Source organism: Streptosporangium sp. NPDC049248, from assembly GCF_040678965.1.
Classification (GTDB): domain Bacteria; phylum Actinomycetota; class Actinomycetes; order Streptosporangiales; family Streptosporangiaceae; genus Streptosporangium; species Streptosporangium fukuiense.
This window is the reverse complement of record NZ_JBFAQY010000010.1, coordinates 105,570-126,283: the sequence shown is the minus strand read 5'-3', so window position 1 is coordinate 126,283 and position 20,714 is coordinate 105,570. Positions and strand designations below refer to the sequence as shown.

The following is a 20,714-nucleotide window of genomic DNA, read 5'->3' as shown; positions in this document are numbered from 1 at the left end:
GTCGCCAAGGAGGATGACACGTGCGCGAAATGAGCCAGGCCGCCCGGGGGGTCAATTGGCTGATCACTGACTTTGTGAACAACGTCCCAGGTGTGGCGCACACAGTCGTCGTGTCGGCGGACGGTCTGCCGTTGGCGTATTCCGACGGGTTTCCCAGGGACAGGGCGGACCAGCTGGCCGCGGTCGCGGCCGGCCTGATCAGCCTGACCCAGGGCGCCTCGCGGGTTTTCGAAGGCGGTGCGGTCACCCAGACCGTGGTGGAGATGCAACGAGGGCTGCTCCTCATCATGTCCATCAGTGACGGTTCCTGTCTGGCGGTGCTGGCCGCCGCCGACTGTGACATGGGACTGGTGGCCTACCAGATGACGATGCTCGTCGAGCGGGCAGGCCAGGTGCTGACCCCGGCCGTCCGCGCGGAACTGCAGTCTTCCCACTCACGGTGACGGCGATGACGCTAGGAGGCTGTCGTGGCAGGCCGCGGCTGGACCGGTGAGGGCGACCCGCACGGCGGGTTTCCCTACCATTCGATGGACGACCCCCACCGGCAACAGGTGGGGCCCTCGCATCTCATGCAGCCGGCGCCGTCGGAGCAGAGCTCCCTCGTCCGTCCGTATGCCGTGACCGGGGGGCGTACCGCCCCCCGGACCCAACTCGCCCTGGAGGCCCTGGTCTCCTCGGCGACCTCCATACATCACGATTTATCCACCCGCACTCCGGAGTATCAGGCGATCAGTGCCCTGTGCCGGCAAGTGCGTTCGGTCGCTGAGATCTCCGCGATGCTCCGCATCCCGCTCGGCGTGACCCGGATCCTGGTCGCCGACATGGCCGCCGAGGGTCTGATCCAGCTGCATCAGCCTCAGCTGGACGCGGGCAAGCCGGATCTCAACCTGCTGGAAAGGGTGCTCAGTGGACTTCGCAGGCTCTAGCCGCGGCGGCGGCCTGTCATCGACGAAAATCGTCGTCGCCGGGGGATTCGGTGTCGGTAAGACCACGTTCGTGGGGGCGGTGTCGGAAATCCTGCCGCTGACCACGGAGGCGGTGATGACCGACGCCAGCGCCGGGATCGACGATCTCGGCCTCACCCCGAACAAGACCACCACCACGGTCGCGATGGACTTCGGCCGGGTCTCGCTGGACCGCGACCTGATCCTGTACCTGTTCGGTACGCCGGGTCAGCACCGGTTCTGGTTCATGTGGGACGACCTCGTGAAGGGCGCGATCGGTGCGATCGTGCTCGTCGACACCCGGCGGCTGGCCGACAGCTTCCCGGCGATCGACTACTTCGAGGAGGCGAAGCTCCCCTTCGTCGTCGCGGTCAACGGGTGGGACGGCAACTACCTGCACGGCGAGGAGGAGGTACGCGAGGCGCTGACGCTGGCGCCTCACATCCCCATCTCCAGGACCGACGCCCGCTCGCGCGACGCGGTGAAGGCCACGCTCATCACGCTTGTGGAGCACGCGCTCACCATGCGAATGGCCGTTCCCGGCTGGGGCCGCTGACCCCGGGAGGGCGTCAGTCGCACCTCCCAGCGGATAGGCTGGGAGGTCGAGTCGCAGACCTGTAGCGCAGAGGCTGGCCAATCACGTGTTCGAGACGCTTTCCGACCGGCTGACATCGGTCTTCTCCTCCCTTCGATCCAAGGGTCGGCTCTCCGAGGCCGACATCGACGCGACCTGCCGCGAGATCCGCATCGCGCTCCTCGAGGCCGATGTCGCGCTGCCCGTGGTCAAGGCGTTCGTCGCCCAGGTCAAGGAGCGCGCCCGCGGCGCCGAGGTCTCCCAGGCGCTGAACCCGGCGCAGCAGGTCGTCAAGATCGTCAATGACGAGCTCATCGAGATCCTCGGCGGCGAGACCCGGCGGCTCCGCTATGCCAAGAACCCGCCGACCGTCGTGATGCTCGCGGGTCTGCAGGGTGCGGGCAAGACGACCCTGGCCGGCAAGCTCGCCCGCTGGCTGCGTGAGCAGAACCACACGCCGCTGCTGGTCGCCGCCGACCTCCAGCGGCCCAACGCGGTACAGCAGCTCTCGGTCGTGGCCGAGCGCGCGGGCGTCGCGGTCTACGCGCCCGAGCCGGGAAACGGCGTCGGCGACCCGGTAGCGGTGGCCCGCCAGTCGATCGACCACGCCAAGCGGCAGCAGCACGACATCGTCATCATCGACACCGCGGGCCGCCTGGGCATCGACCAGGAGCTGATGAGGCAGGCGGCGGACATCCGCGACGCGGTCTCGCCCGACGAGGTCCTCTTCGTCGTCGACGCGATGATCGGCCAGGACGCCGTCGGCACGGCCCAGGCGTTCATGGAGGGCGTCGGTTTCGACGGCGTCGTGCTGACCAAGCTCGACGGTGACGCCCGCGGCGGCGCCGCGCTGTCGGTCCGCCACATCACCGGCAGGCCGATCATGTTCGCGTCCACCGGTGAGAAGCTCGAGGACTTCGACGCCTTCCACCCGGACCGGATGGCCTCCCGCATCCTCGACATGGGTGACATCCTCACCCTGATCGAGCAGGCCCAGAAGACCTTCGACGAGGCCGAGGCCGCCAAGATGGCGAGCAAGCTCACCTCGGGCGAGGGCTTCACCCTGGAGGACTTCCTCGAGCAGATGATGATGGTCCAGAAGATGGGCCCCATCAAGAACCTGCTCGGCATGATGCCCGGTATGGGGCAGATGCGTGATCAGCTGAACCAGGTGGACGACCGCGACCTCGACCGGATCGCCGCCATCATCCGCTCCATGACCCCCGCCGAGCGTCACAATCCGAAGATGATCGACGGCTCACGCCGTGCCCGTATCGCGAAGGGCTCCGGTGTGACGGTGACCGAGGTGAGCGGCCTGGTCACCCGCTTCTTCGACGCTCAGAAGATGATGAAGCGGATGGCCGGCGGCATGGGCATCCCCGGGATGCCCGGCGGTCGCAAGGGGGCCAAGGCCGCGCAGAAGAAGGCGGCCAAGGGACGCAGGGTCAGCGGTGACCCGCGTAAGGCGGCCCTCGGCAAGGCCGCCCCCGACAAGTCCGGCGAGCCCGCGACCCCGGCGGGGAACGGCCTCCTCGGCAAGCTCGGTTCCCGGCAGCAGCTGCCTCCCGGCCTGGAGCTGCCGCCGGGCTTCGACCCCTCGAAGTTCAAACTCCCCGGTCAGAAATGAGCGATGGACCCTTCCACGCGCGTGCCAGATGGATCTGGGTGATCATCGTCTCGGGGTTCATCCTGGTGGCCGTGCTCGAACTGCTCGGGGTACGTCCGAAGTAGCGCTCCCACCACGGCATCCCGGCCGACGGATCGTACGGCGGGTAGGCGGGCCGCGCGGGTGCTCCCGGGGGTGCGGGGATCTCCGGCGCCTGGGCGGCTCCCGGCAGGATCGGCGCCTCGGGCAGGACGGGGGCTCCGAACCGTGAGGCGGTCCCCGGGGGTTCGAGTGTCTCCGGCGGGGCGGGTGCTCCCGGCCGCGCCGGAGCCCCGGGCAGGAGCGGGGCCTGAGGAGGCAGGGACGTTCCTCCTCCCGTGATCACGGCGGGGGGCGGGGCGGACGCCGGCGGCGCGTCGGCCTGACCGGCGGGGACCGCCCTGATGGTCAGCACCGCTCCCAGCACGGTGATGGATCCGGTCGCGGTCAGCAGCAGAGATCTGAGGGTGGTTGCCACGGCGGCCATTTAGCGCAGCAGGCCGGACCCGCCGGGGGCCCGGACACACGTGGATTACCGAGATTTGCCCTCCGGCCGCCGCAGGGGATGGCCGTGGATTGGCCGGGCACCCCCGCGCGTCTGGCACAATGACATGTTGGAACATCGTGACACGTGGTTGCCCTCTCACTCCCGCGTGCCATGCCTGTCCCTCGATCGGTCCTCTCCTCGTGCCCCACTCGATGAGACACCGCTCACCCACGCTCTAATGCAGGAGAGACCACACCAGTGGCAGTCAAGATCAAGCTCAAGCGGCTCGGCATGATCCGCAACCCGCAGTACCGCATCGTCATCGCCGACAGCCGCACCAAGCGTGACGGCCGGGCGATCGAGGAGATCGGCCTCTACCACCCGAAGGAGAACCCCTCGCGCATCGAGGTCGACTCCGAGCGGGCGGCCTACTGGCTGGGTGTCGGCGCGCAGCCGACCGAGCCCGTTCTCAAGCTCCTCAAGCTCACCGGCGACTGGCAGAAGTTCAAGGGCGAGTCGGCTCCGGCTCCGCTCCTGGTCGCCGAGCCCAAGGCCGACCGTCACGCCGTCTACGAGGCCGCGGCCAAGGAGGCGCTGTCTCTGGAAGCCGCCACCACGCCGAAGAAGTCGACCCGCAAGGCGGCTCCCAAGGCTGAAGAGGCCCCCGTCGAGGCCCCGGCTGAGCCCACCGCGGCCGCCGAGGAGAAGCCGGAAGGCGAGGCCTGAGGTGCTTGAGGAGGCCCTCGAGCACCTGGTGAAGGGCATCGTCGAATATCCCGACGACGTCCAGGTGCACGCTCGCCGCATCCGCAGCGGGCGTGTGCTTGAGGTCCGGGTGCATCCCGAGGACCTCGGTAAGGTCATCGGCCGCGGTGGCCGTACGGCCAAGGCGCTTCGCACGGTCGTGAACGCCCTCGGCGACGGCAAGTACGTCCGGGTCGATCTGCTCGACCTGAACGAGGCCCGCTAGCCGCCGGACGCGTCCAATCGAGCGAACGGGCCACCCGCCCAGCGCGGGTGGCCCGTCTGCTTTCCACCGGCACCACTATGTGAGGAGGCGGGCGTGCAGCTCGTCGTAGGGCGGATCGGCCGCCCGCACGGACTCCGCGGAGACGTGTCCGTGGAAGTACGCACCGACGAGCCTGACAGGCGCTTCGCCCCGGGCACGGCCCTGGCCACCGACCCCGCCTCGGCAGGCCCGCTGGTCGTCGAGTCCCGCCGCTGGCATTCGGGCATCCTGCTGGTCAGGTTCGAGGGCGTGAGCGACCGGGACCACGCCGAGGAGCTCCGCGGCACCATGCTCGTCATCGACTCGGCGGACATCCCGCCGTCCGACGATCCCGACGAGTTCTACGATCATCAGCTCATCGGCCTCGCCGTGGTCAAGACCGACGGCGAGCGGGTGGGCGAGGTCTCCGACGTGCTCCATCACGGCCAGGACCTGCTCGTCGTACGGCGCGGGAAGGCGGAGGTCTACGTGCCGTTCGTCAAGGCGCTGGTCCCGGTGATCGACCTTGAGAAGGGCATCCTCGTCGTGGACGCTCCGGCGGGACTGCTCGATCCGGACGAGATCGTCTGACATGCGCGTCGACGTCATCTCGATCTTCCCCGAGTACTTCGCCCCCCTGGACGTCTCCCTCATCGGCAAGGCCCGCGAGCGCGGCATCCTCGACGTCCGTCTCCACCAGCTCCGCGACCACGCCCACGACGTGCACCGCACCGTGGACGACACCCCCTACGGGGGCGGCCCCGGCATGGTCATGAAGCCCGAACCCTGGGGAGAGGCCCTCGACGAGGTCCTCGCCGCGGATCCCACGGCCCCGCCGCGGATGATCGTGCCGACCCCCAGTGGTGTGCCCTTCACCCAGAAGCTGGCGATGGAGTACGCCGCCGAGCCCTGGCTGCTGTTCACCCCGGCCCGCTACGAGGGCATCGACTCCAGGGTGATGGCCGAGTACGGCGCGCGCATGCGCGTGGACGAGGTCAGCATCGGCGACTACGTGCTCGCCGGAGGCGAGGTGGCCGTGCTGGTGATGATCGAGGCCATCGGGCGGCTGTTGCCGGGCGTACTCGGCAACGTCCACTCGGCCGTGGACGACTCCTTCGCGCCCGGTGCGATGGAGAACCTTCTCGAAGGTCCCGTCTACACCAAGCCGCCCGAGTGGCGGGGGCACGAGGTGCCGGAGATCCTGCTCTCCGGGCATCACGGAAGGATCGCCCGATGGCGGCGGGACCAGGCACTGCGCCGCACCGCGAGGAACCGGCCCGAACTGCTGGCGGCGCTCGCCCCGCAGAGCCTGGACAAGCACGACAGGCAGCTCCTGTCCGAGCTCGACCGGCCCGGGACCGGACCCGCCGACCCGGCTCCCTGACCGGTTACGTCCCCTGACCGGCAGAGTCGCCATGAGGGCTGGTACGGTCGCCCTGACCGGCTGATTTCCGGTCGGTCGGGAAAATATGGCAGACTGAAGCGTTGCCGCCGACCGTCCATGGGTCGGCGCGCACTGCCGGAAGAGCGACCCGGCTCCCGAGACACAGTCCACTTCAGCACGCGTGTCCATCACGACGCCGCCCCGTCGCGGCCGGATGGACCTCCGGGTGCGTTCAAAAACGAGGTACCACTGCCATGCACACGCTGATCAGCGAGCTCGAGAAGTCCGCGCTCCGCACCGACATCCCGGACTTCCGGCCCGGTGACACGCTTGAGGTCCACGTCCGGGTCATCGAGGGCAGCAGGTCCCGTGTCCAGGTCTTCAAGGGCTTCGTCCTTCGCCGCCAGGGCGGCGGCGCCCGCGAGACCTTCACGGTTCGCAAGGTCAGCTACAGCGTCGGCGTCGAGCGTACCTTCCCGGTGCACAGCCCGGTCATCGAGAAGATCGTCCTGGTGACCCGTGGCGACGTCCGCCGGGCCAAGCTCTACTACATGCGCGACCTGCGCGGCAAGGCCGCCCGTATTCGCGAGAAGCGCGAGGCCCGCTAGGCGCGCGCCAGTCGCCGCCCTGGCCCGCGCCCTCTTTTCCGGGGAGCGGGCCAGTCGCATGTAAGGAGGTTTGACCTCCTATGGCAATACGCATGGCTATGCGGTACCCCGTCACTCGACCACTTGGTGCCGCCCATCATCTAGGCTCGTCAGCGATGACTAGCGAAGACCGGGAGTACGGCGCAGTCTCGCGTCGACCTGTCGAGGACGAGGTGGACGTGGTCGCCGAAGACACCCAGAAGAACGCCAAGAGCGACAAGGACAAGAAGAAGGGCTCCTTCTGGAAGGAGCTGCCTGTTCTGATCGTGGTGGCGGTGGTGCTCGCTCTCATAATCAAGACCTTCGTGATCCAGGCGTTCTACATTCCTTCGGAGTCGATGGAGAACACCCTCCTCACGAACGACCGGGTCCTGGTCAACAAGCTCGTCTACCGCGTCCGGGACATCGAACGCGGCGACGTGGTGGTGTTCTCCGGGGTCGACTCCTGGGATCCCGAGATCGACCTCGAGGAGCCGTCCAACCCGGTCGCGGGGTTCTTCCACTGGGTCGGAACCGCCTTCGGCGTGGTCCCCGGCGAGAAGGACTACATCAAGCGGGTCATCGGCGTCGGTGGCGACACGGTGAAGTGCTGCGACGCCCAGGGCCGGGTGACGGTCAACGGGGTCCCCCTCGACGAGGACTACCTCTATCCGGGTGACGTGCCGTCCCAGAAGTTCTTCGAGGCCAAGGTCCCCGAGGGCCGCCTGTGGGTGATGGGCGACCACCGGATGGTCTCCCTCGACTCTCGCTCCCACCTGGGCGATCCCGGCGGCGGGACGATCTCGGTGGACAAGGTGATCGGCCGGGCCTTCGTGATCGTGTGGCCGTTCTCCAGGGCCACGACCATTCCCATTCCCGACACCTTCGGTCAGCCGGCTCTCAAGGCCGCCGCGGCTGTGGGAGGCGCGACCCCGTTCCTCGCGGGCTTCGCGGGCGCGGTGCCGCTGGTGCTGTGGCGCCGTCGCCGGCTTTCGAGGCGGTAGCCGAACCTCATGACCGCGGAACCCGAGGCTGACAAGAACAAGAAGTCCGGCAAGGGCGGCAACCTGCGCGAGTCGCTGTTCCTGCTGGTGTGCGGGGTGGCGGTGGCGCTGCTGTTGCAGGCCTTCGTCTTCCAGTCGTTCTGGATCCCGTCGGAGTCGATGGAGAACACCCTTCAGGTGGGTGACCGGGTGGTCGTCAACAAGCTGCACGGCGACGCCGAGCGTGGCGACATCGTGGTCTTCAAGGGCTGGAACGACGAGGACACCATCAAGCGGGTCATCGCGGTCGGCGGTGACACGGTGAAGTGCTGTGACGCCCAGAAGCGGATCACGGTCAACGGAGTGCCGCTCGAAGAGGGCTCCTACCTGCACCCCGACGACCTCCCCTCGGGGGACGCGTTCGAGAAGGTGGTCCCCGCCGGGAGACTGTGGGTCATGGGCGACCACCGCACCGCCTCCGCCGACTCGCGCGCCCACGAGGAGCAGAAGGAGGAGGGCACGATCCCCGAGGACGACGTCGTCGGCCGTGCGGTGGCGATCTACTGGCCGTTCTCCCGGGCCACGATCCTTTCGAGGCCGGAAAGCTTTCTCAAGGTGAGATAGCGGTACCGAATGCACCGGAGGGGGCGTACTCTCTGGTCATGGTCGCTGTGTCACCCGAGGTGTCATGACGGTTGCGTTTCGCCCCAGGCCCAGCGTGGTCCGGCGCGATCTAGGGCTGTACGGCTACGAGCGGGCCCTTGACCGCCGCGGGCTCGGTCCCGTGGCGGGGGTCGACGAGGCGGGCCGGGGCGCCTGTGCCGGGCCTCTGGTGGTCGCCGCCGTGATGCTGGGCGGCCGGATCGACGGCCTGGGTGACTCCAAGCAGCTGACGGCCTCCCGGCGCGAGGCGCTGTACGAGCGGATCGCGGCGACCGCGGAGGCGGTGAGCGTGATGGTGATCCCGCCGGGTGAGATCGACGCCCGCGGTCTGCACAGATCCAACATCGATGGGATGCGCAGGGCCGTGGCGCGACTCTCCCGTCAGCCCGGCTACGTTCTCACCGACGGGTTTCCCGTTCCCGGGCTGCCCGTGCCGTCATTGGGGGTGTGGAAGGGAGATCAGGTCGCGGCCTGCATCGCCGCGGCCTCGATCGTGGCCAAGGTGACGCGGGACGAGATGATGGTCGCGTTACACGAACGTCATCCCCGGTACGGATTCGCCGCGCACAAGGGGTATGGCACTGTCGATCATCGCAGGGCTCTCAGCACCTACGGTCCGTGTCCGGACCACCGCTTCTCGTTCTCGACGGTGGCACGGTCAGGAGCGGGCGAGGTGATGGGTGAGAATGAACTGGGGGCCGGTGCCGTCTGATCGGGCGGGCCGGGGTGTGCGTTTAACAGGAGGACCGGTATGAGCGCAGAGGATCTCGAGAAGTACGAAACCGAGATGGAGCTGCAGCTTTACCGTGAGTATCGCGACGTTGTCGGCCTGTTCACATACGTCGTGGAGACTGAGCGGCGCTTCTATCTCACCAACTCCGTCGATCTCGACGTGCGGACCGCCGAGAACGGCGACGTGTTCTTCGACGTGAAGATGCAGGACGCCTGGGTCTGGGACATGTACCGGCCCGCGAGGTTCGTCAAGAACGTCCGAGTGGTGACCTTCAAGGACGTGAACGTCGAGGAACTCGCCAAACCCGACCTGGAGATGCCGAAGGAGGGCTTCTCCTCCTGAGAGGATTTACGGCCTTTTGACCATTGCCGAACCGGGGAGAACGCTGTCCACAGGCGCGCCTCGTGTTCGGCCGGTTGTCCACAGAATCCCGTTCGGCTCGTCGGGGGCGCGGTGAGCTGAGCGAAGGTCGGGAACCGGAGGTGGTTCCATGGCCGCGAAGGACGAGCTCGGCAGGTACGGCGAACAGGTCGCCGTCGACTATCTGCTCGCACACGACCTGCAGATTCTGGATCGCAACTGGCGATGCCCGGACGGGGAGATCGACGTCGTCGCCCGGGAGGGGCGCACGCTCGTCGCGGTGGAGGTGAAGACCCGCTCCGGTCGCCGTCACGGCACCGCCTTCGAGGCGGTCACCGATGCGAAGATCGCGCGTCTGCGCATGCTCGTGGCCAGATGGGTCGCCGAGCACCGGGAGACGTTCGATGCGATCCGCGTCGACGTCGTGGCCCTTGAGCGGTTCGCCGGGGATTTCGCCATCCGCCACGAGCGGGGGGTGTGCTGATGTCCCCTGGCCTGTCCTGGATCGTTCGTTCCCCACGTCCCGCCCGGTGGGAGGTGAGGTGAGTGGCCGTCGCACGCACGCGCTGCGTCGCCCTGGTCGGGGTGACCGGCCGTCTCGTCGAGATCGAGGCCGACATCGGCAGCGGTGTCGCGGGTCTGCACCTGATCGGCATGCTGGACACCGCGCTGAGCGAAGCCCGCGACCGGGTCCGCTCCGCCCTGGTCAACAGCCGGTACGCGTGGCCCGACGCCCGGATCACCGTCAGCCTGTTTCCCGCCAGCCTGCCCAAGCGGGGCAGCCTCTTCGACCTGGCGATCGCGATGGCCCTGCTCGCGGCGGCCGGATTCGTGCCCGCGGCCAGGGTCGCCGAGCCGTTCTTCCTGGGTGAACTGGGTCTCGACGGCTCGGTGCGGCCGGTGAGGGGTGTTCTCCCCGCGGTGCTGGCGGCCGTCGCCGCGGGTGCCCGCACCGTCGTCGTCCCCGCGCGCAACGCCGCCGAGGCGGGCCTGGTGCCGGGCGTGACCGTGATCCCCGCGACCACCCTGGGGGCGCTGGTGAGCGGGCTGCGGAGCGGCGAGTCGCCGGGAGGCGTCCTGGACGGTGCCGGAGATCCCGGTCACCGGGCCGCGCGCCCGCTCCCGTCGGGATGTCCCGGCGAGACCGTCCCCGGGCACGACCTGGGAGACCTGGGAGACGGCGCCGCCGGTGGCGCCGAGGACGGTCCCGACCTGGGAGACGTCGCCGGGCAACCCGTCGCCCGCCGCGCGCTGGAGGTCTGCGCCGCCGGTGGCCACAACCTCTGGATGCTCGGTCCTCCCGGCACCGGCAAGACCATGCTCGCCGAGCGGTTGCCGACCCTGCTGCCGGCCCTGGAGTGGGATCAGGCCCTGGAGGTGACCGCCATACACTCGGTCGCCGGAGTGCTGCCCAGGGATCGCCCCCTGCTGGTCCGCCCGCCGTTCGTGGCGCCACACCACACCGCGACCGTCGCGTCCGTCATCGGCGGGGGCAGCGGGATGATCCGTCCCGGTGCGGTCTCGCTGGCCCACCGGGGAGTGCTCTTTCTCGACGAGGCCCCCGAGTTCTCGACGACCGTTCTCGACGCGCTCAGGCAGCCGCTCGAATCGGGCCGGGTGACGGTCTCCAGGGCGCTGGGGGCGGTGACCTTCCCCGCCAGGTTCGCGCTGGTGCTGGCGGCCAACAGGTGCCCGTGCGCGCGGCCCTCCACCCCCAAGGATCCGTGCGGGTGCGCTCCCGCCGCCCGCCGCCGCTATCTCGCCAGGCTCTCCGGCCCGCTGCTCGACCGGGTGGACGTCAAGGTCAGCCTGGCCAGGTCGACCCGGCGCGAACTCCTCGCCGACCGCCGCTTCATCGAGCCCAGCAGGGTGGTGGCGGAGCGGGTGCTGCTCGCCCGTGAGCGCGCCGCCAAGCGGTTCGCGAACACGCCGTGGCGCTGCAACGCGGAGATGCCCGCTCGCGCCCTCCACGCCGAGTACCGGCCGCCGCCCGCGGCGATGTCACCGCTGCTCCGGTATCTCGACAGCGGCCTGTTGAGCGCCCGGGGTCTTGACCGGATCATCAAACTGGCCTGGACCCTGGCCGATCTCGCCGGCAAGGACCGGCCGGAGCCGCACGAGACCAACTCCGCCCTCGGGCTGTGGCTGGGGGAGGAACGTTGAACGACAGGCTCGCGCGTCTCACCCTGATGCGCCTGGCCGAACCGGGTGACACCGCGATGGGCGCGCTCGTCGCCCTGCGCGGCCCGCAGGCCGCCGTCGCACTGGTCCGGGAGGGCGCCGCGGACGCGGATCTCACCCGATGGTTCGCCGACACCCACGGCCGCCCGGCTGGGGGTCCCGGTCCCTGCGACGAGGACTCCGGTCGGTACGGCAGGGGCTCGGACCGAGGTGGGGGAGGGGCCGGTGTGCCCGACGGCGTCTCAGGCAGCGTCTCAGGGGCGGGCGGTGGCAGGAGGGCCGGGTGGGACGGACGGCTCGCGGCCAGGTTCGACCGGATGGTCGCCTCCTGGGCGGCCCGGCTGAGGACGGCCGACCCCGAGCGCGATCTGGCCGAGGGCGAGCGGATAGGCGCCAGGCTGGTGATTCCCGGCGATGCCGAGTGGCCGAGCCAGCTGGATGACCTGGGAGACTCCCGGCCCCATGCGCTCTGGCTGCACGGCGACGCCGACCTGCGATTCTCCTGCCTCAGATCCGTTGCCGTCGTGGGTTCCCGGGCCGCCACGCCATACGGCACGCACGTGGCGGCGGAGCTCGGGGCGGGACTGGGCGAGAGGGGATGGGGGGTCGTCTCCGGCGGCGCCTACGGCATCGACGGCGCCGCCCACCGCGGTGCGCTCGCCTGCGAGGCACCGACCGTCGTCGTGCTCGCCTGTGGCGCCGACGTCGCCTATCCCAGCGCGCACCAGCAGCTGTTCGCGGCCGTTCGGGCGCAGGGGGTGCTGGTCAGCGAAAGTCCCATGGGCGCGCACCCGACCCGGCCGAGGTTCCTGGTCAGGAACCGTCTCATCGCGGCCCTGTCACGGAGCACCGTGGTCGTCGAGGCCGCCGTGCGCAGCGGGGCGCTCAACACCGCCGGGCACGCGGTCGTGCTCAACCGGCAGCTGGCCGCGGTGCCGGGCCCGGTGACCTCGGATGCCTCGGCAGGGTGCCATCGGCTGATCCGCCAGGGCAAAGCCGTCTGCGTCACCGGTGCCGAGGAGGTGATCGAGCTCGCCGGAACGATGGGCACCGACCTGGCCCCCGAAGCGCGCGGGCCGGTGCTCCCCCGTGACCGGCTCGACCCGGAGAGCAGGAAGGTCGTCGAGGCCATGTCCACCCGGATCGGCATGGGGCCGGCGACGATAGCCGTCGCCGCGGGCGTCGACCTGGAGACCGTGCTCTCCTGTCTCGGCGGCCTGGCCGCCGCGGGCTACGTCGAGCGCGTCTCCCAGGGCTGGCGTCTCCGCGCCGATCGTCCTTTCGGCGGATAGCCACCTCCGGGACCGGGCGGGCACACCCGCCCGGTCCCGGAGGTGGCCGCCTTGGCATCCGGCCCGCCCATCGGTGATCACCGCTGTGCGGGATGGCCGGCGAGATCCCGGCCGGGCCACAGGGGGAGCAGGCGGACCTGGCCGTGACCGAGAAGGAGCAGGGGGTCGAGATAGGCGCGGTCGCGGAGCAGACCCCAGTGCAGGCAGGCGGTGGGGCAGTGCCCGGGGACGTCCTGGAGGACGCCGATCACCTCGCCGGTGGCCACCGCCCGACCGCGTCCCACCGAGGGCCGGACGGGCAGGTAGGTCGTCCGCAGGCCGTCGGAGTGGAGCACGGTCACCACTCCACGGTCTGCGAGCGGGCCCGCGTAGCCGACCGTTCCGGCTCCCGCGGCGCGCACCTCGGCTCCGGGTGACGCGGCGAGGTCGGTGCCCCTGTGGCCGGCCAGCCACGGCTGCGCCGGTGGCGCGAACTCCCTGAGCACCCGTGGCCGCCCGGCGAGCGGCCATCCCCAGACCGGACGCGTCGACCCGGCCGTGCCGAGTGCGGCCCCGCGGCCGGTTGCTCCGCCGGTTTCTCCGCCGGGGGACGCGAGGGCGGTCGCGTGGTGGGCTCCGGCTGCCGGAATGGCCAGGATCAGCGAGCAGAGCACGGCTCGCAGCCCCATGGCGGGGAAGGGTCTCATGCCTGCGAGCATGCGGACCAGCGGTGTGGCGGATATGGGCCGAACTGGATTCTGTGGATAGGCGGCCGAGGCTGTGGAGGGATCACGTGGTCGAAGAACGTATTCGCGAGCTGGCGGCCGAGGTGGGGATCGAGCTGCCACCGGTACGGGTGACCGGGGATGATCCGGTACTGCCTTCCGTCTTCCGGGTGGGCGGCGCCGCCGCCGTCGCCGTCGGAGCCGCCACCGCGGCGGCCGCGGCGCTCGGGGGAGGCGGGCGTGAGGTGGCGGTGGACGTACGGGAGGCGGCGGCGGCCTTCAGGGACGAGCGTCACTTCAGGATCGACGGAGTCGCCGGGGAGCTGTGGGCACCTCTCTCGGGGGACTACCGCGCGGCCGATGGCTGGGTCCGGTTGCACTGCAACTTCGACCACCACCGTGACGCGGCTCTCGCGGCGCTGGGACTTCCCCCGGACGCGGGCAGGGACGCCGTCGTGCGCGCCTGCGCCGGCCGTGCCGCCGTCGAGGTCGAGGAGTCGGTGACGGCCGCGGGGGGATGCGCCGCGGCCATGCGCAGCCGTGCCGAATGGCGCGAGCACCCCCAGGCCCGGGGGGTCGCCGCGGCGCCGCTCGTCGGCCTGACGCGGCTCGGTGACACCCGGCTCGGCGACCCCGGCGGTGTGCGGGCCCCGAGGAGGGGAGGAAGGCGGCCGCTGGACGGGGTGCGGGTGCTCGACCTGACCAGGGTGATCGCGGGACCGGTGGCGACACGCACGCTGGCGGCCCACGGTGCCCAGGTGCTCAGGGTGGGCGCCGGGCACCTTCCCGAGGTGCCGGGGCTGGTGATCGGCACCGCGTTCGGCAAGCGGTCCTGTCACCTCGACCTGAGGACGGCGGCCGGGAGTGCCGCGCTGCGCGATCTGGTGGCCGGGGCGGACGTGTTCGTGCAGTCCTACCGGCCGGGGGCCCTCCGATCGCTGGGGTTCGGCCCCGGGGAACTGGCGGCGATCAGGCCGGGGATCGTCTGCGTGGACGTCTCGGCGTACGGGGGGCACGGGCCGTGGGCGCTCCGGCGCGGGTTCGACAGCCTGGTGCAGATGGCCTGCGGCATCGCGCACGAGGGGGGCGACGGGTCACGGCCACACCCGCTTCCCGCCCAGGTCCTCGACCACGCCACCGGCTACCTGGCCGCTTTCGGGGCGATGGCCGCCCTGCTCCGCCGTTCCGCCGAGGGAGGCTCCTGGAGGGTCGAGCTCTCCCTGGCGGGGACCGCGCGATGGCTGGACGGCCTCGGCCGGGTCGACGGCGCGGCCACCCCGGAGCCGGAGGTCGCCGATCTGATCGAGGAGACGGACAGCGCCTTCGGCCGCCTGACCTATCTCCGGCCCCCCGGCACCGTCGGCGGCGTCTCGCCGTACTGGGCGAGCCCGCCTCCGGAGAACGGCGAGCACCCGCCCGCCTGGTGGTGAGGCGGCCGCGTGGGGCATCCGGTCACCGTGTCGAAGCGCTGGAGGAGTGGCGGAGGGGGGAGAGGCCGATCCACACGAGCGTGGTCAGCACCCCGGCCGCGGAGATCCACAGCACCGGGCGGAGCCCCAGCAACTCGCCGAGCAGGCCACCGGCCAGGCTGCCGAGGGTGAGTACGCCCTGGGTCGTGAAGGACATCGTGGCGTTGACCCGGCCGCGCAGTTCGGTGGGGGTCTCGCGCAGGGTGATGGCGCCCATGCAGACGGAGAAGGCCACGATGGCCATGCCGGAGGTCACCGCGGTGGTGGACATGAGCAGGAGGCTGCGCCACGCCGGGCCGCCGGCGAGCGCCGCGACCGCGTAGTCGACGGGAAAGAGCAGGGTGGCGCAGACCAGCACCCGGTTCTCACCGAATCGTCTGGTCAGGCGTGGTACCACGGCGGCGCCGAGCAGACCGCCGATGCCGAAGCAGGCGGTGATCGCGCCGACCAGGCCCCCGGGCAGGTCGAGCACGTTGAGCGCGTAGATCACGAACAGTGCCATGTAGACGCCGCCGAAGAAGTTGATCGTCGTTCCGCTGCCGCAGAGCGCGCGGAGCACCGGGTGCCGGAGCACGGTGCCCAGGCCCTCGCGGATCTCGGTCCACATGCCGCGGGGGGGAGCGGGGGTGTGGGTCTCCGGCGCGGCGACCCTCCGGATCAGGAGCGCCGAGAGCAGGAAGGACAGGGCGTCGACCAGGATCGCGAACGGCGCGGTGATCAGCTGGACGAGCACTCCGGCGAGGCCGGGGCCGCTGACGCTCGCCACGGCGAAGGCCGACTGGAAGCCCGCGAGCGCCTCGGTTCGCTGGCTTTCGTGGACCACGGTGGCCAGGTGCGGGAAGTTGACCGCCCTGAAGATCACTGAGCAGGTGCCGACCACGAATGCCATCGCGATCAGCCAGGGCACGGTCAGCGTCCCGGTGATCCAGGCCACCGGGATGGTGGTCATGGCGACGGCCGCTACCAGGTCGCAGGCGACCATGACCGGCCGGTGCCGCCTCAGCCGGTCGGCGAGGGCACCCGCCTGGAGCCCGACCAGCAGGTAGGGCAGCGAGGTGGCGGCGGTGAGCAGGCCCATCTGGGTGGGGGAGGCACCGAGCAGGACGGCGGCGGTGAGCGGCACCGCCAGCCGGGAGACCTCGGCGCCGGTCTCGGTGACGGCACGGGCGGAGAGCAGCAGTCGGTAGTCGCGCTGTCTCCTGAGCGGGACCGGTTGGGGGGCGGCGTCGGAGGAAGCCTGAAGGGAATGCTTCATAGTTATGAAGCTAACCCTTCATAACTATGAAGGCAATACTTCAGATTTGGACTGGGTACGGTCTGCACATGACCGAGGCACGGAAGCACAGGTCCCTCACCGATCCCACGGCGATGCGCGCGCTGGCCCACCCCGCGCGGCTCGCGATCCTGAACCGGCTCCAGGCCGAGGGGCCCTGCACGGCGACCGAGGTCGCCGAGGTCATCGGGGTCACACCGAGCGCGGCCAGCTATCACCTGCGCATGCTCGCCAAGTACGGCTTCGTCGAGGACGCGCCCGCGCGCGGCGACGGCAGGGAGCGGCTGTGGCGCTCCAGTTCCGTGGGCCTGAGCGTCGCTCCCGATCCGGACGACGGCCCGGACGTACGCAGCGCCAAGGAGTTCCTGATCAAAGCCCTGCGGGACCAGGCCGCGGACGAGGTGACCCGGGCCATGGAGAACATGGAGCGGGAGTCCCTGGAGTGGCGCGAGGCCGCGCTGTTCAACCGCGCCGTCCTGCTGGTCGACGCCGATGAGCTGAAGCGGCTGAACGAGCGGATCGACGAGCTGCTCGCCCCCTACAAGACCACCGTCAGGGACCGGGCGGACGCTCCGCCCGGAGCCCGGATCGCCGAGGCGCAGATCAATCTCTTTCCCCGGGCCCGACGCCGGCCGCACGGCCTTCCCAGTGACGCGTAAGGGGCGCTTGACGACCGAAGGTCAGGGAGAGGCCCGGTTACGGGTACAATTTTTGGTGGCCCATTCGTCATGGGCCGACTTCGCATGCCCCGTCAAGAGCCGAGATCCCTCGGTCCGGGTGAGAGCCCGGCTGGATCCGGTTCGGGGCATCAGGGCGACAGCCGCAGGTTGTCGCGGCCAACCGAGAACAGCGCCCAGAGATGGGCGCCCCGATCTGGAGGACTATCAATGTCCACCCCCGTCGTCACCATGCGACAGCTGCTGGAAAGCGGCGTGCACTTCGGCCACCAGACCCGTCGCTGGAACCCGAAGATGAAGCGCTTCATCTTCACCGAGCGCAACGGCATCTACATCATCGACCTTCAGAAGTCGCTGGCCTTCATCGACAGGGCCTACGACTTCGTCAAGGAGACCGTCGCGCACGGCGGCACGATCATGTTCATCGGCACGAAGAAGCAGGCCCAGGAGGCCATCGCCGAGCAGGCCGCCCGCGTCGGCATGCCGTACGTCAACCAGCGTTGGCTGGGTGGCATGCTCACCAACTTCTCCACCGTGCACAAGAGGCTCCAGCGCCTGAAGGAGCTGGAGGAGCTCGACTTCGACAACGTGGCCGCCTCGGGGCTCACGAAGAAGGAGCTCCTCATGCGCCGTCGCGAGAAGGAGAAGCTTGAGCGCACCCTCGGCGGCATCCGGGACATGTCCCGGATTCCCAGCGCGGTGTGGGTCGTCGACACCAAGAAGGAGCACATCGGGATCAGCGAGGCTCGCAAGCTTCACATCCCGGTCGTGGCCATCCTCGACACCAACTGCGACCCCGACGAGGTCGACTACCCGATCCCGGGTAACGACGACGCCATCCGCGCCGTCGGCCTGCTGACCCGCGTCGTCGCCGACGCCGTCGCCGCCGGCCTGATGGCTCGCGCCGGTGCGGGCCGTGGCGACGACAAGCCGGCCGTCGCCGGTGGCGCCGAGCCGCTGGCCGAGTGGGAGCAGGAGCTGCTGGCCGGTAGTGCCGAGAGCGCCCCGGCCGCCGAGGCCGAGGTCGTGGAGGCCGCTGCCGAGACCGAGACCGCGGAGGCTCCCGCCGCCGAGGCCGAGACCACCGAGACCGCCGAGAAGCAGGCCTAGGTCATCTCCGTACGGCCTGGCCGTACGACCCGCAAGACCCTTCCGGGTGGGTGCCGCTCAGTCGGGGGCACCCACCCGATCCACGACGATTCCCACGAGGAAAAGACAATGGCTTCCGTGAACATGGCCGACGTCAAGCGGCTTCGTGAGCTGACCGCCGCCGGCATGATGGACTGCAAGAAGGCTCTTGAGGAGTCCGAGGGCGACTTCGACCGCGCGGTCGAGCTCCTCCGTCTCAAGGGCGCCAAGGACGTCGGCAAGCGTGAGGCTCGCACCGCCTCCAACGGCCTGGTCGCCCTGGAGCAGGACGGCGACTCCGCCGCCGCGCTGCTGGAGCTCAACTGCGAGACCGACTTCGTCGCCAAGGGCGAGCGTTTCCAGGAGCTCGCGGCCCAGGTCGTCAAGCACGTCCTGGCTTCCAGGCCGACCGACGTGCCCTCGCTGCTCGAGTCCGAGCTCGACGGCAAGAGCGTCAAGACGCACCTCGACGAGGCCAACGCCGCGCTCGGTGAGAAGATCGAGATCCGCCGGTTCGCCGTGCTCGAGGGCGGTTTCATCGGCTCCTACATGCACAAGACCGACCCCCAGCTTCCCCCGGCGGTCGGCGTGCTCGTGCAGCTCGACACCCCGAACGCCGGTGTCGCCAAGGACATCGCGCAGCACGCCGCCGCGATGGCCCCGAAGTACCTCAGCCCCGCCGAGGTGCCGGCCGACGTCATCGAGAAGGAGCGCGCGCTCTTCGAGGAGATGACCCGCGAGGAGGGCAAGCCCGAGGCGGCCATCGGCAAGATCGTCGACGGCCGCATCAACGGCTGGTACAAGGACTTCACCCTTCTTGAGCAGTCCTTCGTCAAGGACAACAAGAAGTCCGTCGCGAAGTTCGCGGACGAGAATGGTGTCAAGGTCCAGGCCTTCGTCCGCTTCAAGGTTGGCCAGGCCTAATTCCAGACATCCGCTCTTTGCGCAGAGCACCAAACGAGGAGGCCGCCGCCGTGCAGGAGAATCCAGGACCCGCCACGTCGGCGGTTTCTTCGTACTCGGATCCGCTTCGCTGGAAGCGGGTGATGTTGAAGCTGTCCGGTGAGGCGTTCGCCGGCGGCGAGCCGCTGGGCATCGACCCGGCGGTCGTGGGTCACCTCGCGGACTCGATCACCGAGGCCGTCCGAGGTGGTGTCCAGGTCTCGGTGGTCGTGGGCGGCGGCAACATGTTCCGGGGCGCCGCCCTCTCCGAGCGCGGCATGGACCGGGCGAGGGCCGACTACATGGGCATGCTCGGTACGGTCATCAACTGCCTGGCCCTTCAGGACTTCCTGGAGAAGCGGGGTGTCGACACCCGCGTCCAGACCGCCATCACCATGCAGCAGGTCGCCGAGCCGTTCCTGCCCCGCCGCGCCATCCGTCACCTGGAGAAGGGCCGAGTGGTCATCTTCGGTGCGGGGCTCGGTTCGCCGTTCTTCTCCACCGACACCTGCGCCGCGCAGCGAGCGCTGGAGATCGGTGCCGAGGCTCTGCTCAAGGGCACCCAGGTGGACGGCGTCTACGATGCAGACCCTCGTAAGAACCCCGATGCCGTCCGGTTCGACCATCTCGAATATGGTGAGGTGCTGACCCGCGGCCTGGGGGTCATGGACGCCACCGCCATCAGCCTGTGCATGGACAACAATCTTCCCATCGTGGTCTTCGACCTCATGGGTGAGGGCAACATCCTGCGGGCCGTGCGCGGTGAGAAGATCGGCACGCTGGTAAGTCCGGCACGTTAGGGAGCACCCCCGACGTAGCGAGCGGAGTGGAGCGCGAGGTAGGAGCGTGCCGCGAAGTGAGTGAGGAGTGGGGAGCGACCAGGAGACAGGGAGCGAGCCCGACGTAGCGAGCGGAGTGGTGCGTGAGGTAGGAGCGTGCCGCGAAGTGAGTGAGGAGTGGGGAGCGACCAGGAGACAGGGAGCGAGCCCGACGTAGCGAGCGGAGTGGAGCGCGAGGTAGGAGCGCCCCGCGAAGTGAGCGAGGATGGTGAGTGACCGAGAAGACAGGGAGCCGCTGTGATCGACGATACTCTCCTCGAAGCCGAGGAAAAGATGGACAAGGCCGTGTCGGTGGCGAAGGAAGACTTCGCAGGCATCCGCACCGGTCGGGTCACCCCGTCGATGTTCAACAAGATCAGCGCTGAGTACTACGGGACGCCCACTCCCATTCAGCAGCTTGCCTCGTTCCACGTGCCCGAGGCGCGCATGGTCATTATCCAGCCTTTTGACAAGAGCTCGATGGCCGCGATCGAGAAGGCGATCCGCAACTCGGACCTCGGTGTGAACCCTGGTAACGACGGAGCGGTGATCCGGGTGGCCTTCCCCGAGCTGTCGGAGGAGCGCCGCAAGGAGTACATCAAGGTCGCCAGGAACAAGGCGGAGCACTCCAAGGTCTCCATCCGTAACATTCGTCGTAATGCCAAGGAGATCCTGGACAAGCTGGTCAAGGATGGCGAGGCCGGTGAGGATGAGGTGCGCCGGGCGGAGAAGGAACTTGACGACCTCACCCAGAAGCATGTCGCCAAGATTGACGAGCTGCTCAAGCACAAGGAATCCGAGCTGCTTGAGGTTTGATCCATGATCCTTGTCCCGCGCGGGCGC

Annotated in this window: 25 protein-coding genes; 22 read left to right on the top strand and 3 right to left on the bottom strand. The window is 69.6% G+C overall.

Translation table 11 applies throughout. The features are described from left to right. Nucleotides 1-29 precede the first annotated feature (29 nt). The 4 genes from AB0K21_RS20210 to ffh all read left to right on the top strand — a co-directional run bounded on the left by AB0K21_RS20210 (nt 30) and on the right by ffh (nt 3,145). The gene (locus AB0K21_RS20210; RefSeq protein ID WP_326646986.1) at nt 30-443 is read left to right on the top strand and encodes a roadblock/LC7 domain-containing protein; all 414 of its coding nucleotides are present in this window, start codon (nt 30-32) and stop codon (nt 441-443) included. Between the two features lie 126 nt (nt 444-569). After that, the gene (locus AB0K21_RS20205) at nt 570-926 is read left to right on the top strand and encodes a DUF742 domain-containing protein (RefSeq protein ID WP_343972076.1); all 357 of its coding nucleotides are present in this window, start codon (nt 570-572) and stop codon (nt 924-926) included. Between the two features lie 13 nt (nt 927-939). Next, nucleotides 940-1,500, top strand: coding sequence for an ATP/GTP-binding protein (locus AB0K21_RS20200; RefSeq protein WP_343972073.1), 561 nt, complete (start codon nt 940-942; stop codon nt 1,498-1,500). An 85-nt stretch (nt 1,501-1,585) separates the two neighbouring features. Further along, complete coding sequence (ffh, locus tag AB0K21_RS20195) at nt 1,586-3,145, top strand: signal recognition particle protein (protein ID WP_343971929.1); 1,560 nt, start codon at nt 1,586-1,588, stop codon at nt 3,143-3,145. On the opposite strand, the gene AB0K21_RS20190 is transcribed toward ffh, so the two are convergent. After that, complete coding sequence (locus tag AB0K21_RS20190; protein WP_364151842.1) at nt 3,123-3,650, bottom strand: hypothetical protein; 528 nt, start codon at nt 3,648-3,650, stop codon at nt 3,123-3,125. The genes ffh and AB0K21_RS20190 overlap by 23 nt on opposite strands. 258 nt (nt 3,651-3,908) lie before the next feature. Here AB0K21_RS20190 and rpsP point away from each other — a divergent pair, with 258 nt between their 5' ends. The 12 genes from rpsP to dprA all read left to right on the top strand — a co-directional run bounded on the left by rpsP (nt 3,909) and on the right by dprA (nt 12,860). Then, nucleotides 3,909-4,376, top strand: coding sequence for a 30S ribosomal protein S16 (gene rpsP / locus AB0K21_RS20185; protein ID WP_343971923.1), 468 nt, complete (start codon nt 3,909-3,911; stop codon nt 4,374-4,376). Between the two features lies 1 nt (nt 4,377). Further along, nucleotides 4,378-4,620 (top strand): RNA-binding protein, encoded by a 243-nt coding sequence (locus AB0K21_RS20180; protein ID WP_030906210.1) that lies wholly within the window; start codon nt 4,378-4,380, stop codon nt 4,618-4,620. A gap of 93 nt (nt 4,621-4,713) precedes the next feature. Then, nucleotides 4,714-5,229: a ribosome maturation factor RimM gene (gene rimM, locus AB0K21_RS20175; RefSeq protein WP_343971919.1), complete on the top strand. Its 516-nt coding sequence runs from the start codon at nt 4,714-4,716 to the stop codon at nt 5,227-5,229. Between the two features lies 1 nt (nt 5,230). Beyond that, entirely contained in the window at nt 5,231-6,022 is a 792-nt protein-coding gene (gene trmD, locus AB0K21_RS20170) for a tRNA (guanosine(37)-N1)-methyltransferase TrmD (protein WP_343971916.1), read from the top strand. A 254-nt stretch (nt 6,023-6,276) separates the two neighbouring features. Then, nucleotides 6,277-6,630, top strand: a complete 354-nt coding sequence (gene rplS / locus AB0K21_RS20165; RefSeq protein ID WP_343971913.1) for a 50S ribosomal protein L19 — start codon at nt 6,277-6,279, stop codon at nt 6,628-6,630. Nucleotides 6,631-6,785: 155 nt separating this feature from the next. Beyond that, nucleotides 6,786-7,652: a signal peptidase I gene (lepB, locus tag AB0K21_RS20160; protein ID WP_343971910.1), complete on the top strand. Its 867-nt coding sequence runs from the start codon at nt 6,786-6,788 to the stop codon at nt 7,650-7,652. A gap of 9 nt (nt 7,653-7,661) precedes the next feature. Further along, the gene (gene lepB / locus AB0K21_RS20155) at nt 7,662-8,255 is read left to right on the top strand and encodes a signal peptidase I (RefSeq protein ID WP_343971907.1); all 594 of its coding nucleotides are present in this window, start codon (nt 7,662-7,664) and stop codon (nt 8,253-8,255) included. A gap of 64 nt (nt 8,256-8,319) precedes the next feature. Next, nucleotides 8,320-9,006 (top strand): ribonuclease HII, encoded by a 687-nt coding sequence (locus tag AB0K21_RS20150; protein ID WP_343971904.1) that lies wholly within the window; start codon nt 8,320-8,322, stop codon nt 9,004-9,006. A 39-nt stretch (nt 9,007-9,045) separates the two neighbouring features. Next, the gene (locus AB0K21_RS20145) at nt 9,046-9,369 is read left to right on the top strand and encodes a DUF2469 domain-containing protein (RefSeq protein WP_030511723.1); all 324 of its coding nucleotides are present in this window, start codon (nt 9,046-9,048) and stop codon (nt 9,367-9,369) included. 148 nt (nt 9,370-9,517) lie between these two features. Beyond that, nucleotides 9,518-9,871, top strand: coding sequence for a YraN family protein (locus AB0K21_RS20140; RefSeq protein ID WP_364151834.1), 354 nt, complete (start codon nt 9,518-9,520; stop codon nt 9,869-9,871). Nucleotides 9,872-9,933: 62 nt separating this feature from the next. Beyond that, on the top strand, nt 9,934-11,550 hold the full coding sequence (locus AB0K21_RS20135) for a YifB family Mg chelatase-like AAA ATPase (protein WP_343971790.1): 1,617 nt from the start codon (nt 9,934-9,936) through the stop codon (nt 11,548-11,550). After that, complete coding sequence (gene dprA / locus AB0K21_RS20130) at nt 11,547-12,860, top strand: DNA-processing protein DprA (RefSeq protein WP_364151831.1); 1,314 nt, start codon at nt 11,547-11,549, stop codon at nt 12,858-12,860. Before AB0K21_RS20135 ends, dprA begins: the two co-directional genes overlap by 4 nt. A 77-nt stretch (nt 12,861-12,937) precedes the next feature. Here the strand turns inward: dprA and AB0K21_RS20125 are convergent, their stop codons facing one another. After that, nucleotides 12,938-13,546, bottom strand: coding sequence for a M23 family metallopeptidase (locus AB0K21_RS20125; protein ID WP_343971788.1), 609 nt, complete (start codon nt 13,544-13,546; stop codon nt 12,938-12,940). 86 nt (nt 13,547-13,632) lie between these two features. On the opposite strand from AB0K21_RS20125, the gene AB0K21_RS20120 reads away from it, so the two are divergent. Beyond that, nucleotides 13,633-14,994, top strand: coding sequence for a CoA transferase (locus AB0K21_RS20120; protein ID WP_343971787.1), 1,362 nt, complete (start codon nt 13,633-13,635; stop codon nt 14,992-14,994). 22 nt (nt 14,995-15,016) lie between these two features. On the opposite strand, the gene AB0K21_RS20115 is transcribed toward AB0K21_RS20120, so the two are convergent. Next, entirely contained in the window at nt 15,017-16,288 is a 1,272-nt protein-coding gene (locus tag AB0K21_RS20115; protein ID WP_343971785.1) for an MFS transporter, read from the bottom strand. Between the two features lie 68 nt (nt 16,289-16,356). Here AB0K21_RS20115 and AB0K21_RS20110 point away from each other — a divergent pair, with 68 nt between their 5' ends. From AB0K21_RS20110 to frr, 5 genes are all read left to right on the top strand, one after another. Further along, nucleotides 16,357-16,965 (top strand): helix-turn-helix domain-containing protein, encoded by a 609-nt coding sequence (locus tag AB0K21_RS20110; protein ID WP_343971783.1) that lies wholly within the window; start codon nt 16,357-16,359, stop codon nt 16,963-16,965. 228 nt (nt 16,966-17,193) lie between these two features. Next, the gene (gene rpsB / locus AB0K21_RS20105; RefSeq protein ID WP_343971780.1) at nt 17,194-18,093 is read left to right on the top strand and encodes a 30S ribosomal protein S2; all 900 of its coding nucleotides are present in this window, start codon (nt 17,194-17,196) and stop codon (nt 18,091-18,093) included. Nucleotides 18,094-18,201: 108 nt separating this feature from the next. Continuing rightward, on the top strand, nt 18,202-19,035 hold the full coding sequence (gene tsf, locus AB0K21_RS20100; protein ID WP_343971777.1) for a translation elongation factor Ts: 834 nt from the start codon (nt 18,202-18,204) through the stop codon (nt 19,033-19,035). 122 nt (nt 19,036-19,157) lie between these two features. Beyond that, nucleotides 19,158-19,853, top strand: a complete 696-nt coding sequence (gene pyrH, locus AB0K21_RS20095; protein WP_245651402.1) for a UMP kinase — start codon at nt 19,158-19,160, stop codon at nt 19,851-19,853. A gap of 276 nt (nt 19,854-20,129) precedes the next feature. Continuing rightward, entirely contained in the window at nt 20,130-20,687 is a 558-nt protein-coding gene (gene frr / locus AB0K21_RS20090) for a ribosome recycling factor (protein WP_343971771.1), read from the top strand. Nucleotides 20,688-20,714 lie beyond the last annotated feature (27 nt).

What these genes read in the sequence shown, in the direction of transcription:
- AB0K21_RS20210 (WP_326646986.1), top strand. Translation starts at nt 30, where the DNA reads ATGAGCCAGGCCGCCCGGGGGGTCAATTGGCTGATCACTGACTTTGTG.
- AB0K21_RS20205 (WP_343972076.1), top strand. Translation starts at nt 570, where the DNA reads ATGCAGCCGGCGCCGTCGGAGCAGAGCTCCCTCGTCCGTCCGTATGCC.
- AB0K21_RS20190 (WP_364151842.1), bottom strand. Translation starts at nt 3,650, where the DNA reads ATGGCCGCCGTGGCAACCACCCTCAGATCTCTGCTGCTGACCGCGACC.
- trmD (WP_343971916.1), top strand. Translation starts at nt 5,231, where the DNA reads ATGCGCGTCGACGTCATCTCGATCTTCCCCGAGTACTTCGCCCCCCTG.
- rplS (WP_343971913.1), top strand. Translation starts at nt 6,277, where the DNA reads ATGCACACGCTGATCAGCGAGCTCGAGAAGTCCGCGCTCCGCACCGAC.
- lepB (WP_343971910.1), top strand. Translation starts at nt 6,786, where the DNA reads ATGACTAGCGAAGACCGGGAGTACGGCGCAGTCTCGCGTCGACCTGTC.
- lepB (WP_343971907.1), top strand. Translation starts at nt 7,662, where the DNA reads ATGACCGCGGAACCCGAGGCTGACAAGAACAAGAAGTCCGGCAAGGGC.
- AB0K21_RS20150 (WP_343971904.1), top strand. Translation starts at nt 8,320, where the DNA reads ATGACGGTTGCGTTTCGCCCCAGGCCCAGCGTGGTCCGGCGCGATCTA.
- AB0K21_RS20145 (WP_030511723.1), top strand. Translation starts at nt 9,046, where the DNA reads ATGAGCGCAGAGGATCTCGAGAAGTACGAAACCGAGATGGAGCTGCAG.
- AB0K21_RS20140 (WP_364151834.1), top strand. Translation starts at nt 9,518, where the DNA reads ATGGCCGCGAAGGACGAGCTCGGCAGGTACGGCGAACAGGTCGCCGTC.
- AB0K21_RS20125 (WP_343971788.1), bottom strand. Translation starts at nt 13,546, where the DNA reads ATGAGACCCTTCCCCGCCATGGGGCTGCGAGCCGTGCTCTGCTCGCTG.
- AB0K21_RS20115 (WP_343971785.1), bottom strand. Translation starts at nt 16,288, where the DNA reads ATGAAGCATTCCCTTCAGGCTTCCTCCGACGCCGCCCCCCAACCGGTC.
- AB0K21_RS20110 (WP_343971783.1), top strand. Translation starts at nt 16,357, where the DNA reads ATGACCGAGGCACGGAAGCACAGGTCCCTCACCGATCCCACGGCGATG.
- rpsB (WP_343971780.1), top strand. Translation starts at nt 17,194, where the DNA reads ATGTCCACCCCCGTCGTCACCATGCGACAGCTGCTGGAAAGCGGCGTG.
- tsf (WP_343971777.1), top strand. Translation starts at nt 18,202, where the DNA reads ATGGCTTCCGTGAACATGGCCGACGTCAAGCGGCTTCGTGAGCTGACC.
- pyrH (WP_245651402.1), top strand. Translation starts at nt 19,158, where the DNA reads ATGTTGAAGCTGTCCGGTGAGGCGTTCGCCGGCGGCGAGCCGCTGGGC.